The organism is Microbulbifer sp. ABF4_143 (assembly GCF_056160225.1).
Genome location: NZ_JBSWWT010000005.1, coordinates 96,624 through 122,484, shown reverse-complemented (window position 1 = coordinate 122,484; position 25,861 = coordinate 96,624). Strand labels below are relative to the sequence as shown.

General features: G+C 62.6%; 16 protein-coding genes and 1 other RNA gene. 10 read left to right on the top strand and 7 right to left on the bottom strand.

Translation table 11 applies throughout. The features are described 5' to 3' along the window. Positions 1-32: 32 nt before the first annotated feature. The 3 genes from ACXAF3_RS05675 to ACXAF3_RS05665 all read right to left on the bottom strand — a co-directional run bounded on the left by ACXAF3_RS05675 (position 33) and on the right by ACXAF3_RS05665 (position 7,168). Complete coding sequence (locus tag ACXAF3_RS05675) at positions 33-2,408, bottom strand: TonB-dependent receptor domain-containing protein (protein ID WP_475111320.1); 2,376 nt, start codon at positions 2,406-2,408, stop codon at positions 33-35. A gap of 969 nt (positions 2,409-3,377) precedes the next feature. Then, entirely contained in the window at positions 3,378-4,850 is a 1,473-nt protein-coding gene (locus ACXAF3_RS05670) for an aminoacyl-histidine dipeptidase (protein WP_475111319.1), read from the bottom strand. A gap of 353 nt (positions 4,851-5,203) precedes the next feature. After that, positions 5,204-7,168, bottom strand: a complete 1,965-nt coding sequence (locus ACXAF3_RS05665) for a VacB/RNase II family 3'-5' exoribonuclease (protein WP_475111318.1) — start codon at positions 7,166-7,168, stop codon at positions 5,204-5,206. Positions 7,169-7,535: 367 nt separating this feature from the next. On the opposite strand from ACXAF3_RS05665, the gene ACXAF3_RS05660 reads away from it, so the two are divergent. Next, complete coding sequence (locus ACXAF3_RS05660; RefSeq protein ID WP_475111317.1) at positions 7,536-8,612, top strand: Glu/Leu/Phe/Val dehydrogenase dimerization domain-containing protein; 1,077 nt, start codon at positions 7,536-7,538, stop codon at positions 8,610-8,612. A 221-nt stretch (positions 8,613-8,833) separates the two neighbouring features. Further along, entirely contained in the window at positions 8,834-11,653 is a 2,820-nt protein-coding gene (locus tag ACXAF3_RS05655; protein ID WP_475111316.1) for a M16 family metallopeptidase, read from the top strand. Positions 11,654-11,977: 324 nt separating this feature from the next. Here the strand turns inward: ACXAF3_RS05655 and ACXAF3_RS05650 are convergent, their stop codons facing one another. After that, positions 11,978-12,589 (bottom strand): glutathione S-transferase family protein, encoded by a 612-nt coding sequence (locus tag ACXAF3_RS05650; protein WP_475111315.1) that lies wholly within the window; start codon positions 12,587-12,589, stop codon positions 11,978-11,980. A 105-nt stretch (positions 12,590-12,694) separates the two neighbouring features. Here ACXAF3_RS05650 and ACXAF3_RS05645 point away from each other — a divergent pair, with 105 nt between their 5' ends. After that, on the top strand, positions 12,695-14,017 hold the full coding sequence (locus ACXAF3_RS05645) for a metal-dependent hydrolase family protein (RefSeq protein WP_475111314.1): 1,323 nt from the start codon (positions 12,695-12,697) through the stop codon (positions 14,015-14,017). Positions 14,018-14,287: 270 nt separating this feature from the next. Here the strand turns inward: ACXAF3_RS05645 and ACXAF3_RS05640 are convergent, their stop codons facing one another. The 3 genes from ACXAF3_RS05640 to ACXAF3_RS05630 all read right to left on the bottom strand — a co-directional run bounded on the left by ACXAF3_RS05640 (position 14,288) and on the right by ACXAF3_RS05630 (position 16,652). After that, the gene (locus ACXAF3_RS05640) at positions 14,288-14,995 is read right to left on the bottom strand and encodes an SIMPL domain-containing protein (RefSeq protein WP_475111313.1); all 708 of its coding nucleotides are present in this window, start codon (positions 14,993-14,995) and stop codon (positions 14,288-14,290) included. 272 nt (positions 14,996-15,267) lie between these two features. Beyond that, positions 15,268-15,345: non-coding RNA, sX9 sRNA (locus ACXAF3_RS05635), on the bottom strand. A gap of 143 nt (positions 15,346-15,488) precedes the next feature. Next, a complete protein-coding gene (locus ACXAF3_RS05630; protein WP_475111312.1) occupies positions 15,489-16,652 on the bottom strand; it encodes a hypothetical protein in 1,164 nt (387 codons plus the stop codon). Between the two features lie 79 nt (positions 16,653-16,731). On the opposite strand from ACXAF3_RS05630, the gene ACXAF3_RS05625 reads away from it, so the two are divergent. The 7 genes from ACXAF3_RS05625 to yfcC all read left to right on the top strand — a co-directional run bounded on the left by ACXAF3_RS05625 (position 16,732) and on the right by yfcC (position 25,844). Beyond that, positions 16,732-17,172, top strand: a complete 441-nt coding sequence (locus tag ACXAF3_RS05625; protein WP_475111311.1) for a VOC family protein — start codon at positions 16,732-16,734, stop codon at positions 17,170-17,172. Between the two features lie 85 nt (positions 17,173-17,257). Beyond that, positions 17,258-18,364: a hypothetical protein gene (locus tag ACXAF3_RS05620; RefSeq protein WP_475111310.1), complete on the top strand. Its 1,107-nt coding sequence runs from the start codon at positions 17,258-17,260 to the stop codon at positions 18,362-18,364. Then, positions 18,361-19,032, top strand: coding sequence for a GntR family transcriptional regulator (locus ACXAF3_RS05615; RefSeq protein WP_475111309.1), 672 nt, complete (start codon positions 18,361-18,363; stop codon positions 19,030-19,032). The genes ACXAF3_RS05620 and ACXAF3_RS05615 overlap by 4 nt, the downstream gene beginning before the upstream one ends. Positions 19,033-19,034: 2 nt before the next feature. After that, positions 19,035-19,343, top strand: coding sequence for a DUF6122 family protein (locus tag ACXAF3_RS05610; protein WP_475111308.1), 309 nt, complete (start codon positions 19,035-19,037; stop codon positions 19,341-19,343). A 171-nt stretch (positions 19,344-19,514) separates the two neighbouring features. Beyond that, positions 19,515-20,882: a cyanophycinase gene (locus tag ACXAF3_RS05605; protein ID WP_475111307.1), complete on the top strand. Its 1,368-nt coding sequence runs from the start codon at positions 19,515-19,517 to the stop codon at positions 20,880-20,882. Between the two features lie 561 nt (positions 20,883-21,443). Further along, positions 21,444-24,230, top strand: coding sequence for a TonB-dependent receptor plug domain-containing protein (locus tag ACXAF3_RS05600; RefSeq protein ID WP_475111306.1), 2,787 nt, complete (start codon positions 21,444-21,446; stop codon positions 24,228-24,230). Positions 24,231-24,326: 96 nt separating this feature from the next. Then, on the top strand, positions 24,327-25,844 hold the full coding sequence (gene yfcC / locus ACXAF3_RS05595) for a putative basic amino acid antiporter YfcC (protein WP_475111305.1): 1,518 nt from the start codon (positions 24,327-24,329) through the stop codon (positions 25,842-25,844). The last annotated feature ends 17 nt before the right edge of the window (positions 25,845-25,861 follow it).

Below are 25,861 nucleotides of genomic sequence, written 5' to 3'. Positions count from 1 at the left end.
AGGCACCCGCCTCGGTCTGTCGTCCGCGTCGATCAGAAGTCGATGGTCGCGGACAGGGAAGCGGTGCGCGGCGCACCTATCCAGGCGCCGTCGGTGACCACTGTGCCCAGGTACTCCTCATCGAACAGGTTGTTCACCACCAGGTTCAGGTTGATGCCGCTCATGAAACTGCCGGCACCGGACAGGTTGACACCCAGATAGGCGTCGGCCACCAGATAAGATTCCGCCGTCCAGGTGTTGGCCAGGTCCACATAGCGGTCACCGGTGAACTTGGTGGAGATGCCGCCGTAGAAAATGTCGGCGCTCCAGTCCAGGCCGACGACCAGCAGCTGGTCGGCGATGCCGATCACATCGTTGCCGGGCACCAAGCCCAGGGCGGTGTCCACGGCCCGGTCGCCGGTGCCCAGGTAGCTGGCGTTGATCGCCGTGTAGGAGGCGTAGAGGTTGAAGCTGTCGGTCAGCGCCAAAGCGCTGGCGAGATCGTAGTTGAGCAGCAGCTCCAGGCCTTCGGATTCGATACCGCCGGCATTGAAGTAGGTGCCGTTGGTGCCGATATCGTAGGCAGGCCCCGCGGCGGTGTCGTTGCCGAGGAAAATAATGCGGTTGTCGAAGTCGTTCCGGAAATAGGTGGCGGTGGCCCAAAGCGCGTCGCCGGCGTAGCGCAGACCCAGCTCGAGCGTCTCGGAGGTTTCCGGTTCTATCCTGTTCAGGTCGGACTCCGGCCGTTCGAGAATATCGTCGCCGATGGCCTTGTAGTTCTCGGCGTAGCCGGCGAATAGCTCGGCACCCGCCAGCGGCGTCTGCCACACCAGGCCGGCGGAGAGGAGCAGATCCGAGTCCGAGTTCACCGAGGCATCCGGAGTCTGGTGGAACAGGTCCTCGCGCTCCACGTCTACCAGGTACTGCTTGGCGCCCAGGCTCAGGGTCACGCTGTCGACGGTCAGCGAGTCCTGCAGATACCACTTGTGGGTCTCCTGCGGGTAGCTGCGGTCGTACTGCACCCAGTAGGGCGTGGATTCGAAGCTGTGCCCGCGCGTCGCGTCGGTGATCCTGTGCCAGTCGCGGTGCTCGTCGCGGGTGGCCTTCTCGTACCAGTAGCCACCGCGCAGCTCGTTGGGGAGGCCGGCGATGGCGCTGTTGTGGGTAAAGTCGAAGGTAAAGCCGCTGCGCGCTTTCTCGTAGTGGGTGTGGCGGTAGGACATGACCGGGATGGCGCCGGCGGGATAGCAGGCGGGATCGTATTCCGGCGCGGCCTGGCCGTAGATGGTGACTATGCCGGATTCGCAACCCGTGGACGGTGTCAGAGCATTGCCGTCGGTGTCGACGAAATAGAACTGGTCGAAATCCCCATCCCTCCTGGCCGTGGTGCCGCCGAGGAATTCCGTCTGACCGCCTGTGCCGTCATCGGTGACATCCTTCAGGTAGGGCGGCAACCAGTCGCCGCGGCCCTCGTTGCTGTGGTGGTAGTAGCCGCCCTGTACATTCAGCGTGTCGGTGATATCGAAGTCGAACTGCGCGTAGGCGAGCAGGTTCTCCCGCAGTGTGGACCAGCCGCGGCGGTAAAGCTGGTCGACGTAGGGGACACCGCTCCAGCCGCCGTTCAGGAAGTCGGTATCCGGAAACTGCTGGAACTGCGCGTCGGAGTAGACGCGCTGGTAGTTGTCTTCGTGGATATCGTCGTAGGCCACATAGCCCTTGATGCTGCCGGTTGGATAGGTCACCACCAGTTTGGCCGCGATATGTTCGCGCTCGTTCTCGGCGGTCTCGGTAACCCAGTCGGTGGCCTGTTGCCTGGCGTAAGAGATCCAGGCTTTGCTGTTTTCGGCGAAGGTACCGGTGTCGTAGCGAAAATAGATACGCTGCGCGTCGAACTCACCCAGGGATGCTTCGGTGCGGGTGCGCCGGGTTTCCAGAGGGTCGTCGGTCCGGTAATCGATGGTGCCGCCGAGTGCCTCGTGGGAGCGGGAGGCGATATCCGCGGTGCCCTGGGATACGGCCACGCCGCCGATATTGGCCGGATCCACAAAGCGGTTTGCCTTTGCGCCGCCGCCGTAGCCGGAGCCGCCGTTGGGGATGCCGTCGATGGTGGTGCCTATCTGCTGTTCGTCGAGGCTGGTGGTAAAGCCGCGCACGGTGATATTGGTGGACCAGTCGTCGAAACCGTAGGTATCCCCCTCATTCACCGACACGCCCGGCAGGTTGTCGATCAGCGCATTGACGCTGGTGATAGTGGACTGCTGCCGGCGCATCGCCTCAGTCACAGCACTGCTGTTGAACGCCTCACCGGTACCGAGCACGACGACTTCTTCGAGTTTTTCGTCGCTGCTTTCCTGGGCTGCCAGCACATTGGCCGCCATGGCGGTAGCGAGAGAAATGGCCGTGGCCAGCTGTTTTTTTGTGGTCTTCATCGGGATGTCCCTGATTCTATTTGAATGGCGCTAATCCTTCGGCAGTCTCGGGGTATCCGCAAACGGCTGTGCCCGCTGATCGTTGTTTTGACTGCCTTATCATTCGCGCTGGGTACAATGCCTCCTGGTGATGACTTGTTTTTTACGCTTCGGTGAATTTAAAGTGACGGAGATATTGATGTGGCAGCCGCGGCCTGCTCGGGGACCTGCCGCGCTTCCGAGCAAATAATAAGTAGGCTCTTTATTCAGCCGGGAGCTGGTCTTTTGACTCGTATCCTTGTTTTCCTGCTATTTCTTTTTCTTTCCTGTAGCGTCGGCGCCGCCGAGCTGCCCCAATGGCAGAGGGTGCAGTTGGAAAAGAAAGCGTGCCTGCGCGGCGGCGCGTCGGGCGAATGCCGAAGTGCAGGTGGCGGGGATTCGTGGGAGCCGCTAGGGAGTGATTCAGCGGTTTCTTAAGACCTCTGAGTCAACGTCGACGGTCAGAATCATTGGGGTTCTTAAGCTTTTCGTAAGGAAAGTGAAGGGGAGTAAAATCTGACTGTTACCGCATGCAGTGTTTTTCTGTGTCGAGACCTTCCCCCCCCCAATGCTGCTGATTGGTTCAGCAGTTGCCTTTCTTGGCCTGTCCCGGCGGACAGTGCTTTTGATGTCCGCCAACCACAACGCCGGGGATTCTAACTTTGGCGGGCTCCAGTTTGACACTGGAGCCGACAAGTTCGCATCCATTGATGAATATTACCGCACAAAATATTAAGGCTATTTTTAACTTCATCCGGGAGGCCTCTCTAGAATAATCGGGTATCCAGCGTAGCGTCTTACCGTATTGGCGGCCCATTCAATTTCCGTGCTTTTCTTTATATTTGAGCGCTATGTCTCACGGGTAATACTACAGGGGGTGCGTTCAATAGGGAGGCGGTAATGGCCATCTACAGCCCCGGCTCGATTGGCGCCGGGGCAGGATGCTTGGGATCAAGCCTGTGTCGGGATGGCTGCAACGACCTTCAGGAAGTACTCCCAGAAATTCGCGACGCTCTGGATGTGCACCCGCTCTTCCGGCGAATGCGCGCGGCGGATGGTGGGGCCGAAGGAGACCATATCCCAATTCGGGTAGGGCTTGGCCAGCAGGCCGCATTCGAGGCCGGCGTGGATGACTTTCACTTCCGGCTCCGCGCCGGTCATCTCCCGGTACACCTCCTTCATCAGCGCCAGCAGCGGGGACTGGGGGTTCGGGGTCCAGCCGGGGTAGGCGTTGTCCAGCGAGGTGCGGGCGCCGGCCAGCTCGAAGGCGGCGGCGACGTCGAGACCGTGCTGGTCGCGGGCGCTGTCGGACAGGCTGCGCACCAGGCACTGAATGCGCACTTGGTTCTCTCCCTCCACCTCTTCGGTCACCACGCGGGCCAGGTTGTTGGAGGTGTCGGCGATGCCCTCCAGTGCGGTGCTCATGCGCTCGACCCCGTTGGGGCAGCAGCGGATGGCGCGGATCAGTTTCCGCTGGCTCTCCCTGTCCATGACAGTGGCCGGCGCATCCGCGGCTTCGAGGGCGATATCCAGCTTGGCTTCGCTGTCCAGTTCCCGCGCTATGAGCGCGCTCTCGCGCGCGACGATTTCCTTCAGGCCGGCCGCGGCCTCCGCCGGTACCGTAACGATGCTGAAGGACTCGCGCGGTATCGCGTTGCGCAGGCTGCCGCCGTCGAGGGCGGCGATGCGCAGGTCGCCGATTTCGCGTTGCGCCGCGTCGACAATGCGGTTGGCGATCTTGTTGGCGTTGCCGCGGCCCTTGTCGATATCCAGACCCGAGTGGCCGCCGCGCAGGCCGCGCACGCTGAGTTTGAAGGCCTGGTGGCCCGCCGGCAGTGCCTCGGCGGAGTAGGGCAGGGCCGCGTTGACGTCCACGCCGCCGGCGCAGCCGATATAGAGTTCGCCCTCGTCCTCCGTGTCCAGGTTCAGCAGCAGGTCGGCCTCGAAATAGCCGGGCTTGAGGTTCTTGGCGCCGGTCATGCCGGCCTCCTCGTCGATGGTGAGCAGGGCCTCCAGGGGCGGGTGGGGGATATCGGTGCTCTCCAGCAGCGCGAGTATCGCGGCCACGCCGATACCGTTGTCGGCGCCGAGGGTGGTGCCGGTGGCGGTGACCCATTCGCCGTCTATCTGCGGGCGTATCGGGTCATTGAGGAAGTCGTGGTCGGAGTCGGCGTTTTTCTGCGGCACCATGTCCACGTGGCTCTGCATGGCGAGGATCTTGCGGTCCTCCATGCCGGGGGTGGCCGGTTTCTTGATGATGACGTTGCCGATCTCGTCCAGCTGCACGTCGAGGCCGCGGGCTTTGCAGAAGTCGACAATATAGGCCACCACCTTGTCCTCGTGCTTGGACGGGCGGGGGATTTCGCAGAGTTTGGCGAAGTGTTTCCACAGCGGAGTCGGGTTCAGTTCGGCGATGTTCGTCATTGTTAGGTCTCGTGTTTGGATTCTGCAGGAGCGGCCCATGGCCGCGATTGATCTAGGGAACCTCTGAATAACCCCATAGCCTCTCTGCGGGCTCTGAAGCATGCAGATGCAAGGCGCAGCTCGCAGCGAATGGCCCGGCCCTTTGCAAGAGCTGCAACGCAGCAGCTGCGGCCTTCAGGCCCCGCCCTGCGGGGCTTTCAGAGCGATTCACACTCTGCGTTGTGGCTTCTTGAAAGGTCTAGACATTCCTGCGAAGCCGCGCCTTGATTGTGAACCGCTCTGAGAGCCAGAGGCATCACGGACTTATTCAGAGGTTCCCTGGAGCGGGTATCGATCGCGGCCATGGGCCGCTCCTACATGGGTAGCTTATATTCGGGTTTGTCTGCGTCCACCAGCTCCAGCGCGATGCGGCGCTTGTCCACGTCGACGGCCGAGACCTTGACGGTGACCTGCTGTTCCAGCTGATAGCGCTTTTCATTGTGCTTCAGGAGCAGGTGCTTGCCGTCAAATTCCGGCAGGTTTTTCTTGTCGCTGTTCAGGCGCACGAAACCGTCGATGCCGTTGTCCTCCAGCCTTACTCCCAACCCGGCGCCGTTGACGAGGGTGATCCGGCCCGTGAAGGTTTGGCCGATCTTGTCCTGCATAAACTGGGCGTAGAGCCACTGTTCCAGGGCGCGGTTGGCCTGGCGGCCGCGGGTCAGACTGTCCTGCAGGGCCTCTATCCGTTCGTCGCTGAGGGCTTCCGCCTTCTGCCCTGCGGCCGCGGCGCGCAGCACGCGGTGGTTGTGCAGGTCGTTGTACTTGCGGATCGGCGAGGTGACGGTGGCGTAGGCCTCGAGTCCGAGGCCCAGGTGGGCACCGGGTTTGTTGTCCAGCTGGCCGGGGCGCAGCATGCGCTTCAGTACCGCGAGCAGGTTGCGCATCTGCGGTTCGTCGTGGGTCTCCAGGTATTTCACCAGTGCCAGGTAGTTGTCCAGCTGGTGCAGATCCTTTTCCGCGTGCTCCGGCAGCAGCTCCTTGAGCAGGCTCTTCACCTCGCCCATGCGCTCGTCGCGGAAGCCCAGGTGTACGGAGAAGCAGCCCAGTTGCAGCTGCGCGAGCTTCTGGCCGATGCTGATATTGGCGGCGAGCATGGCTTCCTCCACCATGCGCTGCGCCACGTTGCGCTCGCGCTTTTCGATGCGCTCGATTTTGCGCTGCGCGTCCAGGTAGATTTCGTAGTCGGGTCTGTCTTCCATGATCAGCGAGTGGCTGGCGCGATAGGCGGCGCGGGCTTCGCCCAGGGCGGCCAGGTGGCGCAGGCTCTCTTTCTGTTCCTCCGGCACGGCGGTTTCGTCGCCCTCGATAAACTGCGCGACCTGGTCGTAGCTCAACTTGTGTCGGGAGCGGATGGCGGCGAACTCGTAGCGGCTTTCACCGATACTGCCGTCGCTGTCGATATCGACATGCACTACCAGCACCGGGCGCAGCTCGCCGGCGATCAGGGAGAAGAGGTCCTCGCACAGCTCGCGCGGCAGCATCGGCAGGGTCTCGCCGGGCAGATACTGGCTGTGGGCGCGTCTGAAGGCCTCCCTGTCCAGCGGGCTGCCTTCCTCTATAAGGCTGGAGGGGTCGGCGATGGCGATATGCAGGGTCCAGCCGTTGTCGCGCGCGGTTACCGCGAGGGCGTCGTCCATATCGCGGGTGCTCTCCGCGTCGATGGTGGCGAAGCCGATTTCCGACAGGTCGGCGCGCTCGGCGGCGACGGCGGCCAGTTTCTCCCGGAGTTCCCGTGCCTGCTTCACCGCCGCCTGGCCGAACTGCTCCGGCAGCCGGTGCTGGGCGACCACGAAGGCGTGTTCTATGCCGGGCATATCCGGCTTGCCGATTACTGTCTCGACCCTGGCCTGGGCCTTGCCGTCCTTGAACGGGTGGCGGTTGATCACGCAGGCGATAAATTCGCCCGGCTGTGCCTTGCCGCGGGCCTTCGGCGGCAGGAAGATCCAGCGGCTCAGACCGTTCTGGCTCGGCTGTATGAAATGCCCCTGGCCGCGCTGCACATACTGGCCGACCAGATACTTGAGCTCGCTTTCGAGCAGTGCGTCGAGTTCCGCCGACAGCTTGCCCTTGTCCTCTTCGTTCAGGCTCACGCGCACGCGATCGCCGGGGAAGACGCGCTCCATCTCCGCCGGTGGCAGAAAGGCCTCGCGGCCGTCGTCCAATACCACGAACCCGAACTTGCCGTTGCTGCCGCGCACCCGGCCCTCGGCGAACTCCTTGCTGGAGCGGATATCGGACTTCAGTTGTTTGAGTTGTTGCAGCGCGTCGGCATTCAGCATCTGAGTGTCTCTGGCGGATCGAATTTGGGCGCGGATTCTAGCAGACCCGTGTGACGCGGTGTATCGGCCCGCGGACCTTACACTGGGCGTTGAGGCGGTCGGCGGCGGCCGTCGCCGCCGCTGCCGACCCCGCGGGCAAAACAGGCGACAGGGGTGGGTGACCGGGGTGTCACCTGCGTTCTTGTGCAACAAATCATCCTAATTTATCGGGTTTGTAGTGATGATTTAGCTTGTGTATCGCGCGGTTGTGCAAAATTTGCAAACTTTGTCTGCCGGAGGTGGATATAATCTTACCTTCCGATAAAAACAGATAAGGGCTGTGGTTGTTCCCCAGCTGTAGAACCGGTCTTCCGGAGAGGAACAGTAAATGAGTATTTTTTCCCATCCCGCCTACGATAAGCACGAACAAGTGGCTTTCTATCAGGACGCCAAAAGCGGCCTGAAGGCGATTATTGCGGTGCACAACACCAATTTGGGACCCTCACTGGGCGGCTGCCGCATGTGGCCCTACGCCGATGACGGCGAGGCGCTCAACGATGTGCTGCGCCTGTCCCGCGGAATGACCTATAAGTCCGCCATGGCGGGCCTGAAGCTGGGTGGCGGCAAGTCCGTCATTATTGGCGATCCGCGTAAGGACAAGACCCCCGAGCTGCTGCGCGCCATGGGCGAGTTCATCAACACCCTGGGCGGCCGCTATATCACCGCCGAGGATTCGGGCACCAGCGTCGCCGATATGGAGATCATCGGCGAGCGCACCCAGTATGTCGCCGGCGTTATGCACGGCGCCGAACACGGCGGCGACCCGTCCCCGTCCACCGCCTACGGCGTTTTCGTCGGCCTGAAGGCCGCGGTTGAACACCGCTGGGGTAAGACCGACCTGAACGGCCTCAAGGTATCCCTGCAGGGCGTTGGCAATGTCGGCTTCCGCCTCGCCAAGCTGCTGAAGGAGGCCGGCGCCGAGCTCTTCGTGACCGATATCTTCCAGGACAATATCGATCGGGCGGTGAACGAGCTGGGTGCAACCGCGGTGGGTGCCGACGAGATTTTTGACCTGGATGTGGATCTGTTCGCCCCCTGTGCGCTCGGTGCCGTTCTGAACGACGACACCATCTCCCGCCTGAAGGTGGGCGCCATCGCCGGCGCGGCCAACAACCAGCTGGCAGAGGAACGCCACGCCAAGGTGCTGCGCGAGAGGGGCATACTGTACACGCCGGACTATGTGATCAACGCCGGCGGTATTATCGATGTCTACTACCAGCAGCAGAATATTCAGGATCGGGACAAGGTCCGTGCGCACATAGAGACCATCGGTACCACGCTGAAAGAAGTGTTCCAGCGTGCGGATGAATGCGGCGAGACCACTGCACATGTAGCCGACCGTGTGGCGGAAGAACGCTTCGGGCACGAGGATGCGTTAAAAAAAAGTGACTCAGAAGCCGCGTAATATTTGAGCAGCGGGCCCGGCCCGCTGCTGGCGATTCCCCTTGAGCGATTTGCGTCATCGCTTCTCTCTGTGAGGTATTTGTTTGGGCACTCCGGTGCCCATTTTTTTTGCCCGCTATTTGTCGCATCATTTGTGTCGCTTGGCGAAACAGACGCCGCCGAAGCGTAAATCTTGCCTACACTTTTCTCCTTGGAACCCGGTATCTGTCAGGGAAAAACATAATGCATCTGCGCTTATTGCTCGCGAGCCTCCTGCTCGCCACTCTGGCTCTCACCGCCTGCGGCGGATCCGACGACGAGGACAGCCACCGCGCCCTCTCGGTGGACAGGGAAGCTGCCGCAAGCAGCCGCGCGGCGGCATCGGACAAGCGGGCCTATGTGCCGGCGCCCAAGCTGGATATTCCCTTTCACAAGGAGGTTCTGGACAACGGCCTTACCGTGATAGTGCACGAGGACCACAAGGCGCCGGTGGTGTCGATCAACATCTGGTACAAGGTGGGTTCCAAAGACGAGAAGCCGGGCAAAACCGGTTTTGCCCATCTGTTCGAACACCTGATGTTCAACGGTTCGGAGAACTATCCGGGCGAATATTTCGAACCCTTCCAGCGCTCCGGTGCCACCGACATGAACGGCACCACCAACAACGACCGCACCAACTATTTCGAAACGGTGCCCAAGGGGGCGCTGGACATGGCCCTGTGGATGGAATCGGACCGCATGGGGCACTTCAAGGGCGCTATCACCCAGGAGGTGCTGGACGAGCAGCGCGACGTGGTAAAGAACGAGAAGCGCCAGGGGGAGAATGCCCCCTACGGCAAGGCTTTCGACACCATCGCCAGCAGTACCTTCCCGCCGTTCCATCCCTATTCCTGGACACCCATCGGCTCCATGGAGGATCTGGATAACGCCAGCCTCGAAGACGTAAAGCAGTGGTTCAGCGACTACTACCAGCCGGCCAATGCGATTCTGGTGATCGCGGGGGATATTACCGTGAAGGAGGCGATGGCCAAGGCGCGGCAGTATTTCGGCGATATCCCCAGTACCGAGGTGCAGCCGCGGCTGAAGAACTGGGAGCTGCCGGCGCAGGTCAAAAAGCGCGAGGTCATGTTCGATCGGGTACCGCAGACGCGTATCTACAAGGTGTGGAACGTGCCCGCCATCGGCAGTGAGGAGGAGGACGCCCTCGACCTGATGACGTCCCTGCTCGCCAACCGCAAGAATTCGCTGCTGTACCGCCGTCTGGTGCGCGAGGAGCAGGTGGTTACCGGCGTGAGCGCCTTCTACTACGGGCGCCAGCTGGCCGGGCAGCTGATCATCATGGTGGACGTCAAGCCTGGCCAGCCGCTGGAGAAGGTGGAAAAACTGCTGGATCAGGAGCTGCGCCAGTTCGCCAGGAACGGTGTCAGCGCCGAGGAGCTGCGCCGCATCAAACAGAGTGAGTTTGCCGGTCTGGTCAAGGGGCTGGAAAAAACCGGCGGCTTCGGTGGCAAGAGCGACATCCTCGCGCGCTCGGAATTCTACTACGGCGATCCGGGGGCGCTGATCAAGGGCCTGGAGGACTACGCGCGGGTGTCCGCGCTGGAGGTGCAGGATGTCGCCAGCCGCTGGCTCACACCGAACAGCTACACGCTGATTATCAAGCCCAGGCAAAAGTTCTCCGCCGCGGCCCAGGGGGTGGATCGCAGTAAGTTGCCGGAGGTCGACAAGACCGTCGAGCTGCAATTGCCCGAGCAGCAGGCCTTTACCCTCGACAACGGCCTGAAGGTGGTGCTGGCGGAGCGGCACGATACGCCGGTGGTGCTGATGAACCTGCAGTTTCGCAGCGGCGCGGCCGCGGACGGCGGCAAGCCGGGCCTGGCCTCGATGGCGGCGCAGATGCTGGGCGAGGGCGCCGGTGACCTGGACGGCCTCGAGTTCAGCGCCCGCGAGGAGGAGCTGGGGGCGACTATCGGTGCCGGCAGCGGCCTGGACTACAACAGCATCACCTTCAGTGCGCTGAAAAGCCAGCTGGCGCCTTCGCTGGAACTGTTCGCCAAGGTGATTACCCAGCCGCTGTTCCCGGAGGAGGATCTGGCGCGGGCTAAGTCCAACCGCATCGACGCCATAGCGCAGGAAAAGGCGCAGCCCCAGGGACTGGCCCTGCGCGCGCTGCCGCCGCTGCTGTTCGGTGAGGCGCATCCCTACGGCGCTCCGCTGACCGGATCCGGCACCGTGGAGGGAATAAAGGCGATCACCCGCGAGGATCTGGTGCAGTTCCACAACCGCTGGGTGCGCCCCGACAATGCCACCCTGACCGTTGTCGGCGATGTCACCCGGGAGGAAATCGAGCCGCTTCTGAACAAGGCCCTGGCCGACTGGAAGGCGCCCGAGACCGGGCTGCCGGAAATCCGGATACCGCCGGTGGAGCGGCCGCAGAAGGCGCGGGTGTACCTGCTGGACCGCCCCGGCGCGCAGCAGAGCTATATTATGGCCGGCCTGGTGATACCGCCCTGGCAGCCGCAGGGCGCCGAGGCCTTCGACGCGATGGCGAGCATCATCGCCGGCAAGTTCACTTCGCGGGTGAATATGAATCTGCGCGAGGACAAGCATTGGTCCTACGGCGCCCGCGCCCTGTCCCTGGACACCGAGGGGCAGCGCCCCTATATCCTGTTCGCGCCGGTGCAGACCGATAAAACGGCCCCCGCGATCGAGGAGCTGTTGAAGGAGTACCGCAATTATCTCGGCGAGCAGCCGGTGCGCGAAGAGGAGCTGGCGGACTACCGCGACGACGAGGTGTTGAAGCAGAGCGGGCGCTTCCAGACCAAGGGGCAGCTGCTCTCAAGCATCACCTGGCAGGTGGAGAAGGGCCTGCCGCCGGAGTATATCGCCGAATATCCGCAGCGGGTCGCGGCCCTGACAGCGGACGAGGTAGAGGCGGCTGCGCGCGAGTTCCTGGCGCCGGAGCAGTTCACCTGGGTGATCGTCGGGGATCTGGACGAGATCCAGAAGGATATCGAGGCGCTGGACATAGGGCCGGTCAAGGTTTTGCCGTCCGCTGATTAGTCGGGCAATGATCGCGGCCGTTGGCCGCGACCGGAATTTGCTCGGGCTTCTGTGCTAGGGAACCTCTGAACAATTCCGCAATACCTCTGCGGGACCTGAAGGCTGCAGCTGTTAGGCGCAGCTCGCCGCGAATGGCCCGGCCCTTTGCAAGAGCTGCAACGCCGCAGATGCGGTCTTCAGGCCCCGCCCTACGGGGCTTGCAGAGCGATTCACACTCTGCGTTGCGGCTTCTTGAAAGGTCTAGACATTCCTGCGAAGCCGCGCCTTGATTGTGAACCGCTCTGAAAGCCAGAAGAGGCATCGCGGAATTATTCAGAGGGTCACCTAGGCCCTGGCACTGGGCCGCGCGCTCAGCTGCTCGTGCCAGCGCACCAGATTCGGGTGTTTCTCGGCATTCGGGCGCAGCTGCACCACCTTGCCGAAATCCAGCGCGCACAGCATGCCGATATCGGCCACCGAGAAATAATCGCCCACCAGGTACTGGTTCTCCGCCAAGTGGCCATCCAGTACTTCGAAGAACTTCAGCGCTCTCTTGCCGCAGTCCTCGCCGAAGTCCGGGAATGTGGTCATGCGGTCGGCGAAGAAGCCGGAAGTGTGCTGAAAGCAGCCCCCCACATTCATCATCATGTTGAAGTCACCGCGCCGGTTCCACATCTCCACCAGGGCCTTCTCCCTGGCGTCGCGGCCGAACAGCGGCGGTTCCGGCTGCTGCTCCTCGAAGTAGCGCTGGATAGCGACGGACTCCGCGATGCAGGTGCCGTCGTCCAGTTCCAGCACCGGCACTTTGGCGTTGATGTCTTTGCTGCGGTACTCCGCGCTCAGATTTTCACCTTTGGCGATATCCACCGGAACATACTCAACGTCGATACCTTTCTCGGCCAGATACATGCGTACCCGGCGGCAGTTGGGCGCGTTGGCGTATTCGTAGATTTTCATCGGATTTCCTCTCGGCTCTTCCCTTGGGATTTGGGGGGCGCTTGGGGTAGATTGTGCGCTTGATAAAAACCAATCGACTCTACGTTGGACTTTCGGGGTGGGACAATGACAACAAATACCAATCGGGGCAACCTGCGCAACCGCGCCGTCGGCGCACTGCTGGCGCTGTGCAGCGCTCTATTCTGCGCCCAGGCGCTCGCCGAGGCCACGGCCATCTACGCCGGCAGGCTGTTCGACAGCGAGAGCGGCAGGATGCTGGAAAACCGCACCATCCATGTGGTGGACGGCCGCATAGAATCGGTGCAGAAGGGCTTTGCCAAGCGCGACCGGGAAAAGCTGGTGGACCTGCGTGACTATACGGTACTGCCGGGCCTGATGGATATGCACACCCACTTGGCCTACGAGTTCGGCCCCCGCACCTATATGGAAACCTTCACCTGGAATCCGGCGGACTACACATTGCGCGGTGTCGACACGGCGCGGCGCACGCTGCAGGCCGGGTTCACCACCGTGCGCGACCTGGGCGACAGCGGCAATGTCACCATCAGCCTGCGCAAGGCGATAGAGGCCGGCACCATCGAGGGGCCGCGTATCTTCACCGCCGGCAAGTCCATCGCGACGACCGGCGGCCACGCGGACCCCACAAACGGCTACCGCCACGACCTGATGGGCAGCCCGGGCGCGGCCGAGGGCGTGGTCAACGGCCCCGCCAGCGCGCGCGAGGCGGTGCGCCAGCGCTACAAGGACGGCGCCGACCTGATCAAGATCACCGCCACCGGCGGCGTGCTGAGCGTGGCCAAGAGCGGCCAGAACCCGCAGTTCATGGTGGATGAAATAGAGGCGATTGTCGCCACCGCCAAGGACTACGGCTTCACGGTGGCGGTGCACGCCCACGGCAAGGAGGGGATGGACCGCGCCATCCGTGCCGGCGTGGACTCCATCGAACACGGCACTTATATGGATGGGGAAACCATGGAGCTGATGAAGCGCAACAACACCTGGTATGTCCCCACCCTGATGGCCGGCGAATGGGTCACGCAGAAATCCGCCGTGGAGGGTTTCTTCCCGGAGATGGTGCGGACCAAGGCGGCGAGCATTGGCCCGCTGATCCAGCAGACCTTTGCCAAAGCCTACAAGCGCGGCGTGAATATCGCCTTTGGCACCGACAGCGGCGTCAGCCGCCACGGCGACAACGCGCGCGAGTTTGTACTGATGGTGCAGAGCGGCATGACACCCGCGGACGCCATCCGCAGTGCCACCTGGAATGCGGCCAGACTGCTCAGAATGCAGGACGAGCTGGGCAGTATCAGCGAGGGCAAGAAGGCGGATATCATCGCGGTGGCCGGTGATCCGCTGGAGGATATTACCGAACTGCAGAGGGTTCAGTTTGTGATGAAAGGCGGCAAGATATTCAAACAGCCGAAATAATGTAAAAGGGCCCGCACGCGGGCCCTCAGAATGTTGATAAACCCCGCCCTTCGCTGCGGGCGAGGGCAGTGGCGGCAAAGCACTAGGACCGACATTTCGAAAACGCATAAATACGTCCCTGTAGCTCCGTCGGGTACGTCCCTGTACCCGACGGTTTCGAAATGTCGCTCCTAGCACTTTGCCTTCAATTCCGGCTGCTTGACTTTGTCAGCAACCTGAGGGCCCGCTCGCGGGCCCTTTTCGTCGAACTTGAAAAGGAAAAGCGGTGTATCAGTCCTCGAGTTCGAATACCAGATCCAGGTTCACCGTCACTGTGGTCTCTCCCGGTGCCACCGGCGTGGCCGCTCCGTCTTTGGCCGCCGCCATCTCTGCGCGCATCATCGGGCGCGGAATGCCGACACTGCCGTTTTCGGAAACGCTGACGATGCGGCGCACCTTCATACCGAGGGATTTCGCGTAGGTCTCGGCGCGCGCCCGAGCTTTTTTCAGCGCCTTCTCGCGCGCCTCGGCCATGACCGGTTCCGGTTCACCGATTTCCAGGCTGGGGCCGTGAATCTGGTTGGCGCCCGCGGCTGCCAGGTCGTCCAGCAGTTCTCCCAGCTTTTCCATCTCGCGCACCTTGATGCGCACCGTGTTGCGGGCGACATAGCCGGTAATCTGCGGCTTGCGATTCTGTTGGTACTGGTAGCGCGGCGACAGGCTGATACCGCTGGTCTGCACATCCTTGCCGTCGATACCGGCCTTTTTGATCGCTTTGATCAACCTGTCCATCTGCTCGGCGTTGTCGCGCATCGCCTGTTCGCTGTCCTCGGCCTCGGTCACCACGCCGGCGGAGATATTGGCCACGTCCGGCACCTTGCTGGCTTCGCCGCTGGCGGAGATGGAGACCAGGGTGCCGCGCTCGGCGGCGTGGTCGCCGCCACAGGCGGTGACGAGCAGGGCGAGCAGGGCGATGGTCGATAGTTTTACCACTTTCATGACTTATTCCTTGTGTGTTGCGAAATAGAATGTGCGCGATGGTAGACGCCGCTATCTGAACGCCACCTGAGCGACAGGTTCCCTGGGAACCTCTGATTAAGTCCGTAATGTCTCTGCGGGGCCTGAAGGCTGCAGCTGTTAGGCGCAGCTCGCCGCGAATGGCCCAGCCCTTTGCAAGAGCTGCAACGCCGCAGATGCGGCCTTCAGGTCCCGCCCTTCGGGGCTTTCAGAGCGATTCACACTCTGCGTTGCGACTTCTTGAAAGGTCTAGAAGCTGTTTCGTAACGTAGCGAGCGGGTGGCTGGTGGTGGCCGCCGGAGCGGAGGCACCGCAGTGTACAAGTAGTACATGAGGATGCCGAGCACCGCCGGACGCCGCCAGGCGCCCGCGCAGTAGTTATGAAACAGCTTCTAGTAGACATTCCTGCGAAGCCGCGCCTTGATTGTGAACCGCTCTGAAAGCCAGAGACATCACGGACTTATTCAGAGATTCCCTAGCCGAATACCTGCCGGTAAGTTTCATTTTCGTCGTGATAGATCGCAAAGCCCAGGCGCAGCAGCCGCTGGCGCCGGTCGCTCAGGACGGCGCGGGCTCTCAGTTCCCGCTGCAGTTGCTCGGACTTCTCCGCGGTGCCGCAGTCGAAGGTGAAGAAGTGCCCGTGGCCGTTTTCCAGGTCGTAATGAATCAGGTTGTCCCGGTTCAGCAGCGGGTGGGCGGCGGTGTCCATGGTGGCGAGGAACCTGCGCTGGGCGGCCAGCACATAGTCGTGGATTCCATCCACGGTGACGCCGTCTCGCTCGAACAGCTCGAAAATGGCCAGGCCCTTGTACAGCGTGGAGTAGTCCATCGTAGCGCCGGCGAAGCGCAGCCAGTTGTCGGCAAAGCCCACCCGGTCGGCGCGGTTCTCGAGCTCCGTCAGTTCCGCGAACCAGCCTGTGCACAGCGGGCGCAGCTGGCAGTTGGCGGGAATGCTCATAAAGCAGAGCCCCTCGCCGGCGCCCAGGTACTTGTAGGAGCCGGCGGTGAAAAACACCTTGTCGGCCACACTGCTCAGGTCGACGGGGCGGGCGAAGAAGGCGTGGTAGCCGTCGATCACGAATTCCGTGCGCGCCGGTTTGCGCCCGGCGATCTGCAGCAGCTCGGGAAACACCACACCGGAATCGAAAAACACCAGGCTGGCGTAGGCCAGCTGGTAGTCTCCCCGGTGCAGCTCCTGCTCGAAGCGCTCCGCCAGGGTGGCGTAGGGCTCCTTGGGGATGCGGGTGACCTCGACACTGGGCAGTTCCTCCAGCCGCTGCAACTGACGGGCGAAGCTGTAGAATTCACCGTCGGTGGTCAGGATGCGCAAGGGCTTGGTCAGATCGAAGGCGCTCAGCAGCCGGTAGACCAGCTCGTGAGTATTGGGCGCTATGGCGATACGTTCCGGATCCGGCAGCTTTAGCGTGCGCGCCACGGCGCTCTGCCAGGCGGGGATCTTTTCCCCGAAGATGGGCCCCCACTTGTCGTCGGCGAGCTGCGCCGAGTCGTGCCAGTATTCCCGCACCGCATCGAGGGTCACGTCCGGCCAATAGTGGTGGGAATGGCACGCCATATGCAGCATCGCGGAAGTGCCGCCACTGGGGCTCTGCAAAAATTGTCGATAGTATTTTTGATACATTTGGCTCTGTCGTTTCCAATGCGGGTGGATTACTTTGCTGCCGGCATTGTAGATGCTGAAAAAAAGAAGGAGTAGTAGCGTGGAATATCTGCATACAATGGTGCGCGTGTCGGACCTGGAAGAATCATTGAAATTTTATTGCGAGAAGCTGGGTCTACAGGAAATCAGCCGCAAGGATTACGACAAAGGCCGCTTCACCTTGGTGTTTCTCGCCGCCCCCGGCGACGCGGACAGCGCGCGCGAGAACAAGGCCCCGTGTCTGGAACTGACCTATAACTGGGATCCCGAGACCTACAGCGGTGGGCGCAATTTTGGCCATCTGGCCTACCGTGTGGATAATATCTACGCAACCTGCCAGCGCCTGATGGACATGGGGGTCACCATCAACCGCCCGCCCCGCGACGGCTATATGGCCTTCGTGCGCTCGCCGGACGGCATCTCCATCGAGCTGCTGCAGAAGGGCGAGCCGCTGGCGCCGCAGGAACCCTGGGCCTCGATGCCGAACACCGGCGAATGGTAAAGCACAGTAGGGGCCGAAGGCGCCGTGAATCCATGGAGCGGCTGGAACGAACCTTGTGTTCGCCCGATTTGATGTAGGAACAGCAGTGAAAAGAAGCAGTTGCGTATTACTGGCCGGCGCCACCGCCGCGAAACGCCTTCGCGAGGAGGGCCTGCGCCCGGAGCAGTTCTCCACCCTGGTGGGCGCCTCCGGCGGCCCCAAGTGGCTGGTGATCAGCCAGTTGGACCGGGTGCTGATGGGCGAATTCTTTCGCGGGCGCCGGCAGCCGATCGCCACCCTCGGCTCCTCCATCGGCAGCTTTCGCAACATGTGTTACGCGATGGAAGACGCCCTGGGGGCCCTGAAGCGTCTCGAACACGGCTATATCAACCAGGTCTACGACTCGGACAGACCCAGCCCGGCGGAGATCACCGCCGCCGGTGAGAGAATCCTGCTGGATGTGCTGGGCGGCGAGGGCGCGCGCCAGGTGGCGCACAACCCGGTGTGGCACAGCCACTTCGTCACCGTGCGCGGCCGCGGCCCGCTGGCCAGCGAGCGGCGCGCGCTGCTGGCGCCGGCGCTGCTGGCCTCGGCGCTGGCCAACGCCGTGTCCCGCCGCAGCCTGAGCGCCTTCTGGGACCGGGTGGTCTTCCACTCCGGCGAAAGCGCCGGGGTGCATTTCGGAAAGCTGCGCACCGTCAACACGCGCCTGTCCGCAGGCAATGTCTGCGCCGCGGTGCTCGCCAGCGGCTCGATTCCGCTGGTGATGGCCGGCGTGTCGACACCCCTGGGGGCGCCGGCCGGCAACTACCGCGATGGCGGTATCACCGATTACCACTTCGACCTGCGCTTCGAGCACCCAGAGGGGCTGGTGCTCTATCCGCATTTCTTCCCCTATATGGTGCCCGGCTGGTTCGACAAGAGCCTGTCCTGGCGCCGGGTCCGGGGCGGCGCCATGGCGAATACGCTGCTGGTGGCGCCGTCGCCGGCGTTTGTCGCCAGCCTGCCCTACGGTAAGATTCCCGACCGCAATGACTTCTACAGGCTCAGTACCGAAGAGCGCCTGAAATACTGGAACAGGGTGGTGGATATGAGCCGGCGGGTGGCGGACGACTTTTACGAGATCTGGCAGGGCGGTGTCGTGGCCGAGCGGCTGATCGAAGTCGGCGCCGACGATATGCCCCACAAGCTGCCGCGGGTGATTGCCGCATGAGCAGCGCGCCGGAGTTCAATGCGCCGCAGGAGGAGTACCGCACCACCCAGGAGCGGGTCTACTACCAGGTGCGCGATGCGATACTGCGCGGCAAATTCCTGCCGGGGCACCCGATCACCATCCGCGGCCTGGCCGCGGACCTGGGCTGCAGCCCCATGCCGGTGCGCGAGGCCCTGCGCCGGCTGACGTCCGAGCGCGCACTGGAGCTGTCGGATACACGGCGGGTCACGGTGCCCACCATGACGCCGGAAAAGCTCGCCGAGATCTGCGCGGCGCGGGTAGCGCTGGAGTGTCAGGCCGCGGCGCAGGCGCTGCCGTTTGTCGGCCCGCAGGAGCTGGAACAACTGAGGGCGCTGGACGAGCGGGTCACCGCGGCCCTGGCGGAAAAGGACATAGAGGAATATGTCACCGCCAATCTGGAATTCCATTTCACGCTTTACCGCCTCGGCCGGCCGCATATCATCCTGTCCCTGATCGAGAGCCTGTGGCTGCAGACGGCACCGCTGCAGCACCTGGTATTTCAGCGCTTCGGCGTACAGGAACTGCCGGACCGCCATCAGGACCTGCTAGAAGCCATCGCCAGCGGCGATGCCGAGTGCGTGCGCACCGCCATCCGCCAGGATATCGAAGAGGGCCTCGGCTCCATCTCCGCAGAAGAACTTCTCTAACTATGTTCAGTTACATTCATATTGCCCTGCACTTTCTGGTGCCGGTCGCCGTCGCCTGGTTTTTCTTTCGCGCCGACTGGAAGAGGGCGGCGCTGATTATGCTCGCCGCCAACCTGGTGGACCTGGATCACCTGTTCGCAAATCCCGTCTACGATCCGGGGCGCTGCAGCATCAACTTCCACCCGCTGCACAAGATGCTGCCCATCTCCCTGTACGGCGCCATGATGTTCCTGCCGTGGAAGCCGGTGCGCTACCTGGGTATCGGCCTGATCACCCACATGCTGCTGGACGCGCTGGACTGCGGCATCTGACCCGCAGCCAGCGCGCAATTCCGCGCAACTGTGCAATTGTTGCCGCTGACTTGACGCTTTTCTCCCGCAGGCGGGCCGGCTTGCCTCGCGCCGGTGGGAATCCGGTTAGGCTTTGCCGACATAAAAATAACTGTCCGGCCGCAGCCGGGCCATGCCATCGAGGAACGCGTCATGTTGACCAGAACCCTATTGCTGTTGCTGTGCTCACTGGCGAGTCAGGCCGGTCTCGCCTGTATCTCCCAGGAGTCGGAATCCAACGATGCGGAGTCAGACGCGGACGGCCCCGTCTGTTCGGCGCAACCGGTTGATGGCAGCATCGGCGGTCGTCGCGATCAGGACTGGTACCACTTCAATATCGATGAGGCGGCCAGCCTGAATATCACTCTCGACCACGCCGGCAACGACGATTTCGACTGGCACCTCTACGACACGGATCGGCGTCTGTACAGTGCCGAGACCAGTGGTGTGCCCGAGAGTGCGCAGGTGAGTGTGGATGGAACCGGGCTCTACACGCTGAAAGTGACCCGCTACCGCGGCCAGGGCTGGTACACGCTGGACGTGGCGGGCATTCCCGATGGCGGCGGCCCCGGCGGCGACTGCGGCCTCGGCAGCCGCCCGGCCAAACCCGGCGGCCTCACCAGTTACCTGAGCGGAAATGCGGCCGACGTCTGTGTCTCCCAGGGCGACGGCGGTCTGCTGGTGATGGGGGGCGGCAGCGATGTGGACGACGCCTTCACGCGCCGCGTCAAACCGCTGATCGGCGGCGGCGACGTGGTGGTGCTGCGCACCTCCGGCAGTGACGGCTATAACGATTACCTGCGGGATCTGCTCGGCGCGGATTCGGTGGAGACGCTGCTGGTGGATCGCCGCCAGCTTGCCGACGACGAATATGTGCTCTGGGCGGTGCGCTCGGCCGAGTTCGTCTGGATCGCCGGCGGCGACCAGTCCGACTATCTGAACCAGTGGGCGGGCACGGCGCTGGAAGCGGCGCTGGACGAGGTGCTGGAACGCGGTGCTGTGCTGGGCGGCACCTCCGCCGGTGCGGCGGTGCAGTCGGAGCATATTTACGATCCCGACGGCGTGCTCGGTATCTATTCCTCCGAGGCGGTCACCGACCCGTGCCACGAGTACATCAACATCTCCAGCGGTTTCCTTTCCAGCCCGGTCATGGGGAATGTGATCGTGGATACGCATTTCGCCGAGCGCGACCGCATGGGGCGCCTGATGGTATTTATGACGGGCCTGCCCGGCGGCATTCGCGCTATCGGTGTGGATGAGGCTACCTCGATCTTCTTTGGCGCGGACGGCAGTGGAATAGTGGACGGCAGCGGCAACGTCTATGTGCTGGCGGAAGACGGGCAGACATCGCGCACCCAGACCAGTTGCGGATCGCCGGTAATCTACGAAGACGTACTGCGCTACAAGCTGTCCGAGTTCGATACCTTCAATACACTGAGCGGCGCGTCCTCCGTGCCGGCCAAGCGCATCGGCGTCGACGGCAGCGGGCAGAATTTCTATATCAACCAGCCCTATCAGTAGACGGCGCCCGGCGTTGGGCCCGAAATCAAACTTCGGGCTCAGTGCAGGGATTGGGAAAAATTTTTCCGATCATCGCGGAAACAAAGCTTCTGTTCCGGCTTCTGCGCGGGCAATAATTCCGCCGACAAAAGTCTTTACAGCGTTTTTTCTCCGTGATAAAAAACGCGTGCAGTTTGCCAAAAAACAACTTTAATCAGTCAACTGAGAGCGCTATGAACTCAAGCAAGATTGTTACAATCGCTGCTATCGAGCGCTGCTCCGCCAACTATCACCTCAGTGAATGGTTTGACGAGTAGCTTCCCCGTCTCGGCCTAGCCGGGCTCCCGATTCTGTCGGGCGCGCTGCCGAGCAAGAGGAAGCTGTAAGTCGGATCTCAAGCCGGATTTCTGGCCCCCCGCACTTATCCGCTTTTTAAATTTTCGCAGGATTGGTATGCCCAGCGTTTGCCGACCTGTGCCCTGCTGCATGGCTGCGTGCGCCCAGGCGCCGAGACCTGTCCGTGGTAACTCTTTTTTAGAAAAAAATTGAGGGCCCCGAGCCCATCGATACAAGGGAAATAAAATGAATAAGAGAACCCATCTCTACAGGGCAATTCGCGTAGCTATCGGCTGTTCCCTGGTGTGCGGCAGCGCCATGGCCCAGCAGGCGCCCGCAGATGCAGACGTGGAAGAGGTTGTTGTCACCGGAACCCATATCAAGGGCCTGGATACCGAAGGCGCGGTACAGGTGGTGCAGATAGACCGCGACGATATCGAGGCCTCGGGTGCGACCTCGCCGATCGAGATATTGCAGCAGCTGACCCAGACCGGTGGCGGCAGCGGCACCTTCTCCACCGCCACCGGCGGTCCGCTGTCCAGCAATACGCCGGTGGGCGCCGCCGGCGTATCCCTGCGCGGCCTTGGGGCTTCCTCAACCCTGGTACTGGTCAACGGCCGCCGGGTTTCCGTCAGTTCCTTTGCCAAGGGGCAGGAATCCTTCGTCGACGTGAACTCGATTCCGCTTTCGGCCATCGAGCGCGTCGAAGTGCTGACCAGCGGCGCGGCCGCCACCTACGGCGCCGACGCGGTGGCCGGCGTGGTCAACTTCGTGCTGCGCGACGACTTCGAGGGCAGCGAGATCACCCTGTCCCACGGCAACTCCACCGCTGGCACCGACGAGGGCAAGTACAACGTCAACTGGGTCTGGGGTCACAGGGGCGAGCGCAGTCACACCATGCTGGTGGCCGACTTCTTTACCCGCAATGCCTTCTACGATCGCGATCGTGACATCACCGCGAATTCCGTGCGGCCCAGCCAGCAGGGAATTTATCCGAGCTTCAACGACCTGTTCGCAATGGTTAACGACCAGACTGAGGAACCCGCGCACGGTGGATGTCGAGCGGATCAGTTTGGCACCGGCAGTTTTGGTGAATACTGTGAATTCAACACCAACGCGGTCGCCGCCACTCAGGATGAATACGAAAGCGCCAGCCTGGTCGGTACCTTTAATTACGACATCACCGACAGCCTCGAGTGGTTCAATACGCTGATGGTGCAGACGAGTGAGTCCCGTGGTACAGCTTCTCCGGCACCCTATGACAGGGTACCCGTTGATCCGGAGAGTCCCCTGTGGCCAGAGGGTCTGAAAAATGACATGGTGGTTGAGGGGGGAGTTGCTGACTTCAGCGATTACTACGGTTATCCAATCTACGCTTGGGGCAGGTTCCCCGATCCGCGCGCAGTAGAGGTTGAATCCCAGTCTGCGCGCCTGGTCAGTGGTTTGCGCGGCGAGATGTCCGGCTGGGATTGGGAAGTCGCGGCCAATGTCGGCCGCAGCGAATCCGAGCAGCGCGGTATCTCCGGCCTGTACAAGTCTGAGGCCTTCTACAACGCCACTGTGGGCAACCTCTGTACCGACGGCACCGTTGTCGACCGCTGGGAGCTGGACCTTGCGCGTCCCGGCGCCAGCTACAGCAGCGGTGAAACCTGTGAAGACCTGGGCAAGACCACCGCCTGGTACAACCCCTTCAACGGTCAGGGTGAGCAGCTGGATGCGATAGATCAGTTCGTGCGCACCGACGCCAAGCGCAGTGGTGTTTCCAATCTGTATGCCTTCGACGGCAATATTTCCGGCTCCTGGTTCGAGCTGCCGGCGGGTGCGGTACAGGTGGCCTTCGGTGCCGAGTTCCGGCGCGAAACCGTAAAAGACACACCGTCCGGCGATGCGGTTTCCACCACGCTGAACCCGGAACCCATCCTCGGCTTCAGTTCCACCTCCGCGGACGCCGAGCGCGACCAGTGGGCGGTGTATATGGAGCAGATGATCCCGCTGGCGAGCAACACCGAGCTGCAGCTGGCGCTGCGCTACGACCACTACGACAGCTTCGGTGGCGACGCCAACCCGAAGATCGCGCTGCGCCACGCCTTCAACGACGCCATCATCTTCCGCGGCAACTGGTCCACCTCCTTCCGCGCACCGTCTCTGGCGCAGGTGGGCGCAGGCACCCTGCTGTCGAGCTATACGGTGGACTGCTCGGTGACCCCGGGCGCCTGTGACGGCTTCGATGACGAGAGCGGCGAGGCGCTGCTGTCCGAGGAGGTCAGCAACGACGATCTGCAGCCGGAAACCGCGACCACCTGGGGCGCCGGCTTCCTGTTCAAGCCCGGCAAGGATACCGAGCTGACCGTCGACTACTGGAATATCGAGCACGAAAACCTGATCGGTGTGGAGGAGGATGACTTTATCCTCCGTGCGCTCGCCGGGGAATTCCCGGTGGTCGGCGAGGGCGAGCTGGTCACCGGCCAGCCGGGTCTCGAAGTCGCCGATGGCTTTGTGGTCGATGCCCACTTCCAGCTCACCAACCTCGGCTGGCAGAAGACCAGCGGCGTGGACATGGCCTTCACCCAGTTCTTCGACACCGACGACTGGGGCAGCCTGCGCTTCGTGCTTGACGCCACCTACCTGGCGGAGTTCGACAAGCTGCCGTCGGACGCGCTCGGCATCGTCAGCGAGGCGGGCCAATACACCTACCCGCGCTGGCTGGCGAACACCTCCCTGCGCTGGCGCTACGAGGACTGGTCCGCGACCCTAGGCGCCAGGTACACCCACAGCTATATGGACGACCCCAGCCCGCGCGTGCTCGATGCGGTCGGCCTGCCGAGCGATGCCGAGGTAGAGGTGGATGCCTGGACCGTGTTCGACCTGAGCGTCAGCCACGACTTCGACAACGGCAGCTGGCTCAGCCTGCGCGTGGACAACCTGCTGGACGAGGAGCCGCCGCTGGTGCTGGGCACCGGTGCCAATGTGGATCACTTCAACCACAGCTCCATGGGGCGTTTCGTAACCCTGCGCTACGGCCATGCGTTCTAGGTCGAAGTTGTGGTACCTGCCGGGCGCCGGCCGCCCGCGCAGGTATCCGCCACAGTTGTGAATATGCCAGCACTGATTTAAACGGGTGAATATCCAATGCAAACCACGGCTCCCGAGATCGAACAACAGGAATCCACGCCGGTGCCCGCAGAGCCCAGGTGGGCCATGCCGGATACCTACCTGATCCTGCTGTGCGTCGCCGTCGTCGCCTTCGCGCTCAACTTCTTTATTCCCGCGGGGACCTTCGACACTGTCGCGACCAGTGTCAACGGTGTGCAGCGCAACGTGATTGATCCGGCCAGCTACCGCCAGCTCGCAGAAGCGCCGCAGGGCATGGCGCTGTTCGCGGAGGGCGGTGCCATAGGTCTGCTCAACTTTCCGTTCGAGGGCATGGTGTCGGGGGACAAGTGGGGCGCCTCCATCGGTGTATTCGCCTTTATTCTGCTGACCGGCGGCGCCTTCGGCCTGATCTTCGCCAGCGGTTCGGTGGAGCGGGGCCTGCTGCAGGTGATCGCGCGCAACCGCAGCGCCGGGCCCGTGTATCTGGCGGTGCTGTGCGTACTTTTCTCCGTGGGTGGCGCCGTGTTCGGAATGGGGGAGGAGGTGATTCCCTTCACTCTGATTCTGGTGCCGCTGCTGGTGTCCATGGGCTACGACAGCATTACCGCGCTGCTGGTGACCTATGTGGCCACTCAGGTGGGTTTTGCCACCTCGTGGATGAATCCCTTCGGTGTCAGCATCGCCCAGGGGGTTGCCGGCGTGCCGCTGATGTCCGGCAGTGGTCCGCGCATGCTGCTGTGGTTTGTGGCCACCGCTGCGCTCGCGGGCTTCACTGTCAACTATGCGCGCCGCATCGGAAAAAAGCCGCAGAGCTCCCCGGCCTACGCGTCCGATGCGGTGTTCCGCAACAAGCCGCAGACGGGTGCGACGCTGCAGACGATGGTGCGCGGTGACGGCTGGGTGCTGTTGCTGTTTGCCGCCGGTATCGCCTGGATGATCTGGGGCGTGGTGCAGCGCAGTTATTTCCTGCCCGAAATAGCCACGCAGTTTTTCACCATGGGGATCGCCATTGCGACGGTGGCCATACTGTTCGACCTCAACGGCATGACCGCCAACAAGGCCGCTGCGGCCTTCAAGGAAGGGGCCCAGCAGCTCCTGCCGGCGGCCATGGTGGTGGCTTTTGCCAAGGGCATAGTGCTGCTGCTCGGCGGCGACGACCCCGCCGCCGCCAGCGTGCTGAACACCATTTTGCACTGGGCCGGCGAGTCCCTGTCCGGAGTTTCCGGTGCCGTCTCCGCCTGGTTCATGCTCCTGTTCCAGACGATTTTCAACTTCTTTGTCACCTCCGGCTCCGGCCAGGCGGCCCTGACCATGCCGATCATGGCGCCGCTGGCGGACGTGGTGGGCGTGACGCGACAGACGGCGGTGCTGGCCTTCCAGCTGGGCGACGGCCTGACCAATATCGTCGTGCCCACCTCCGCCGCGCTGATGGGATGCCTCGGGGCCGCGCGCCTCGACTGGGGCATTTGGGTGCGTTTTATATTGCCGTTGCAGGCAGGGCTTTTCCTGCTCGCTTCGCTGGCGGTGGTGATCGCCGCGCTGGCCGGCTTTTAAGTGGTAAACAATTTTCT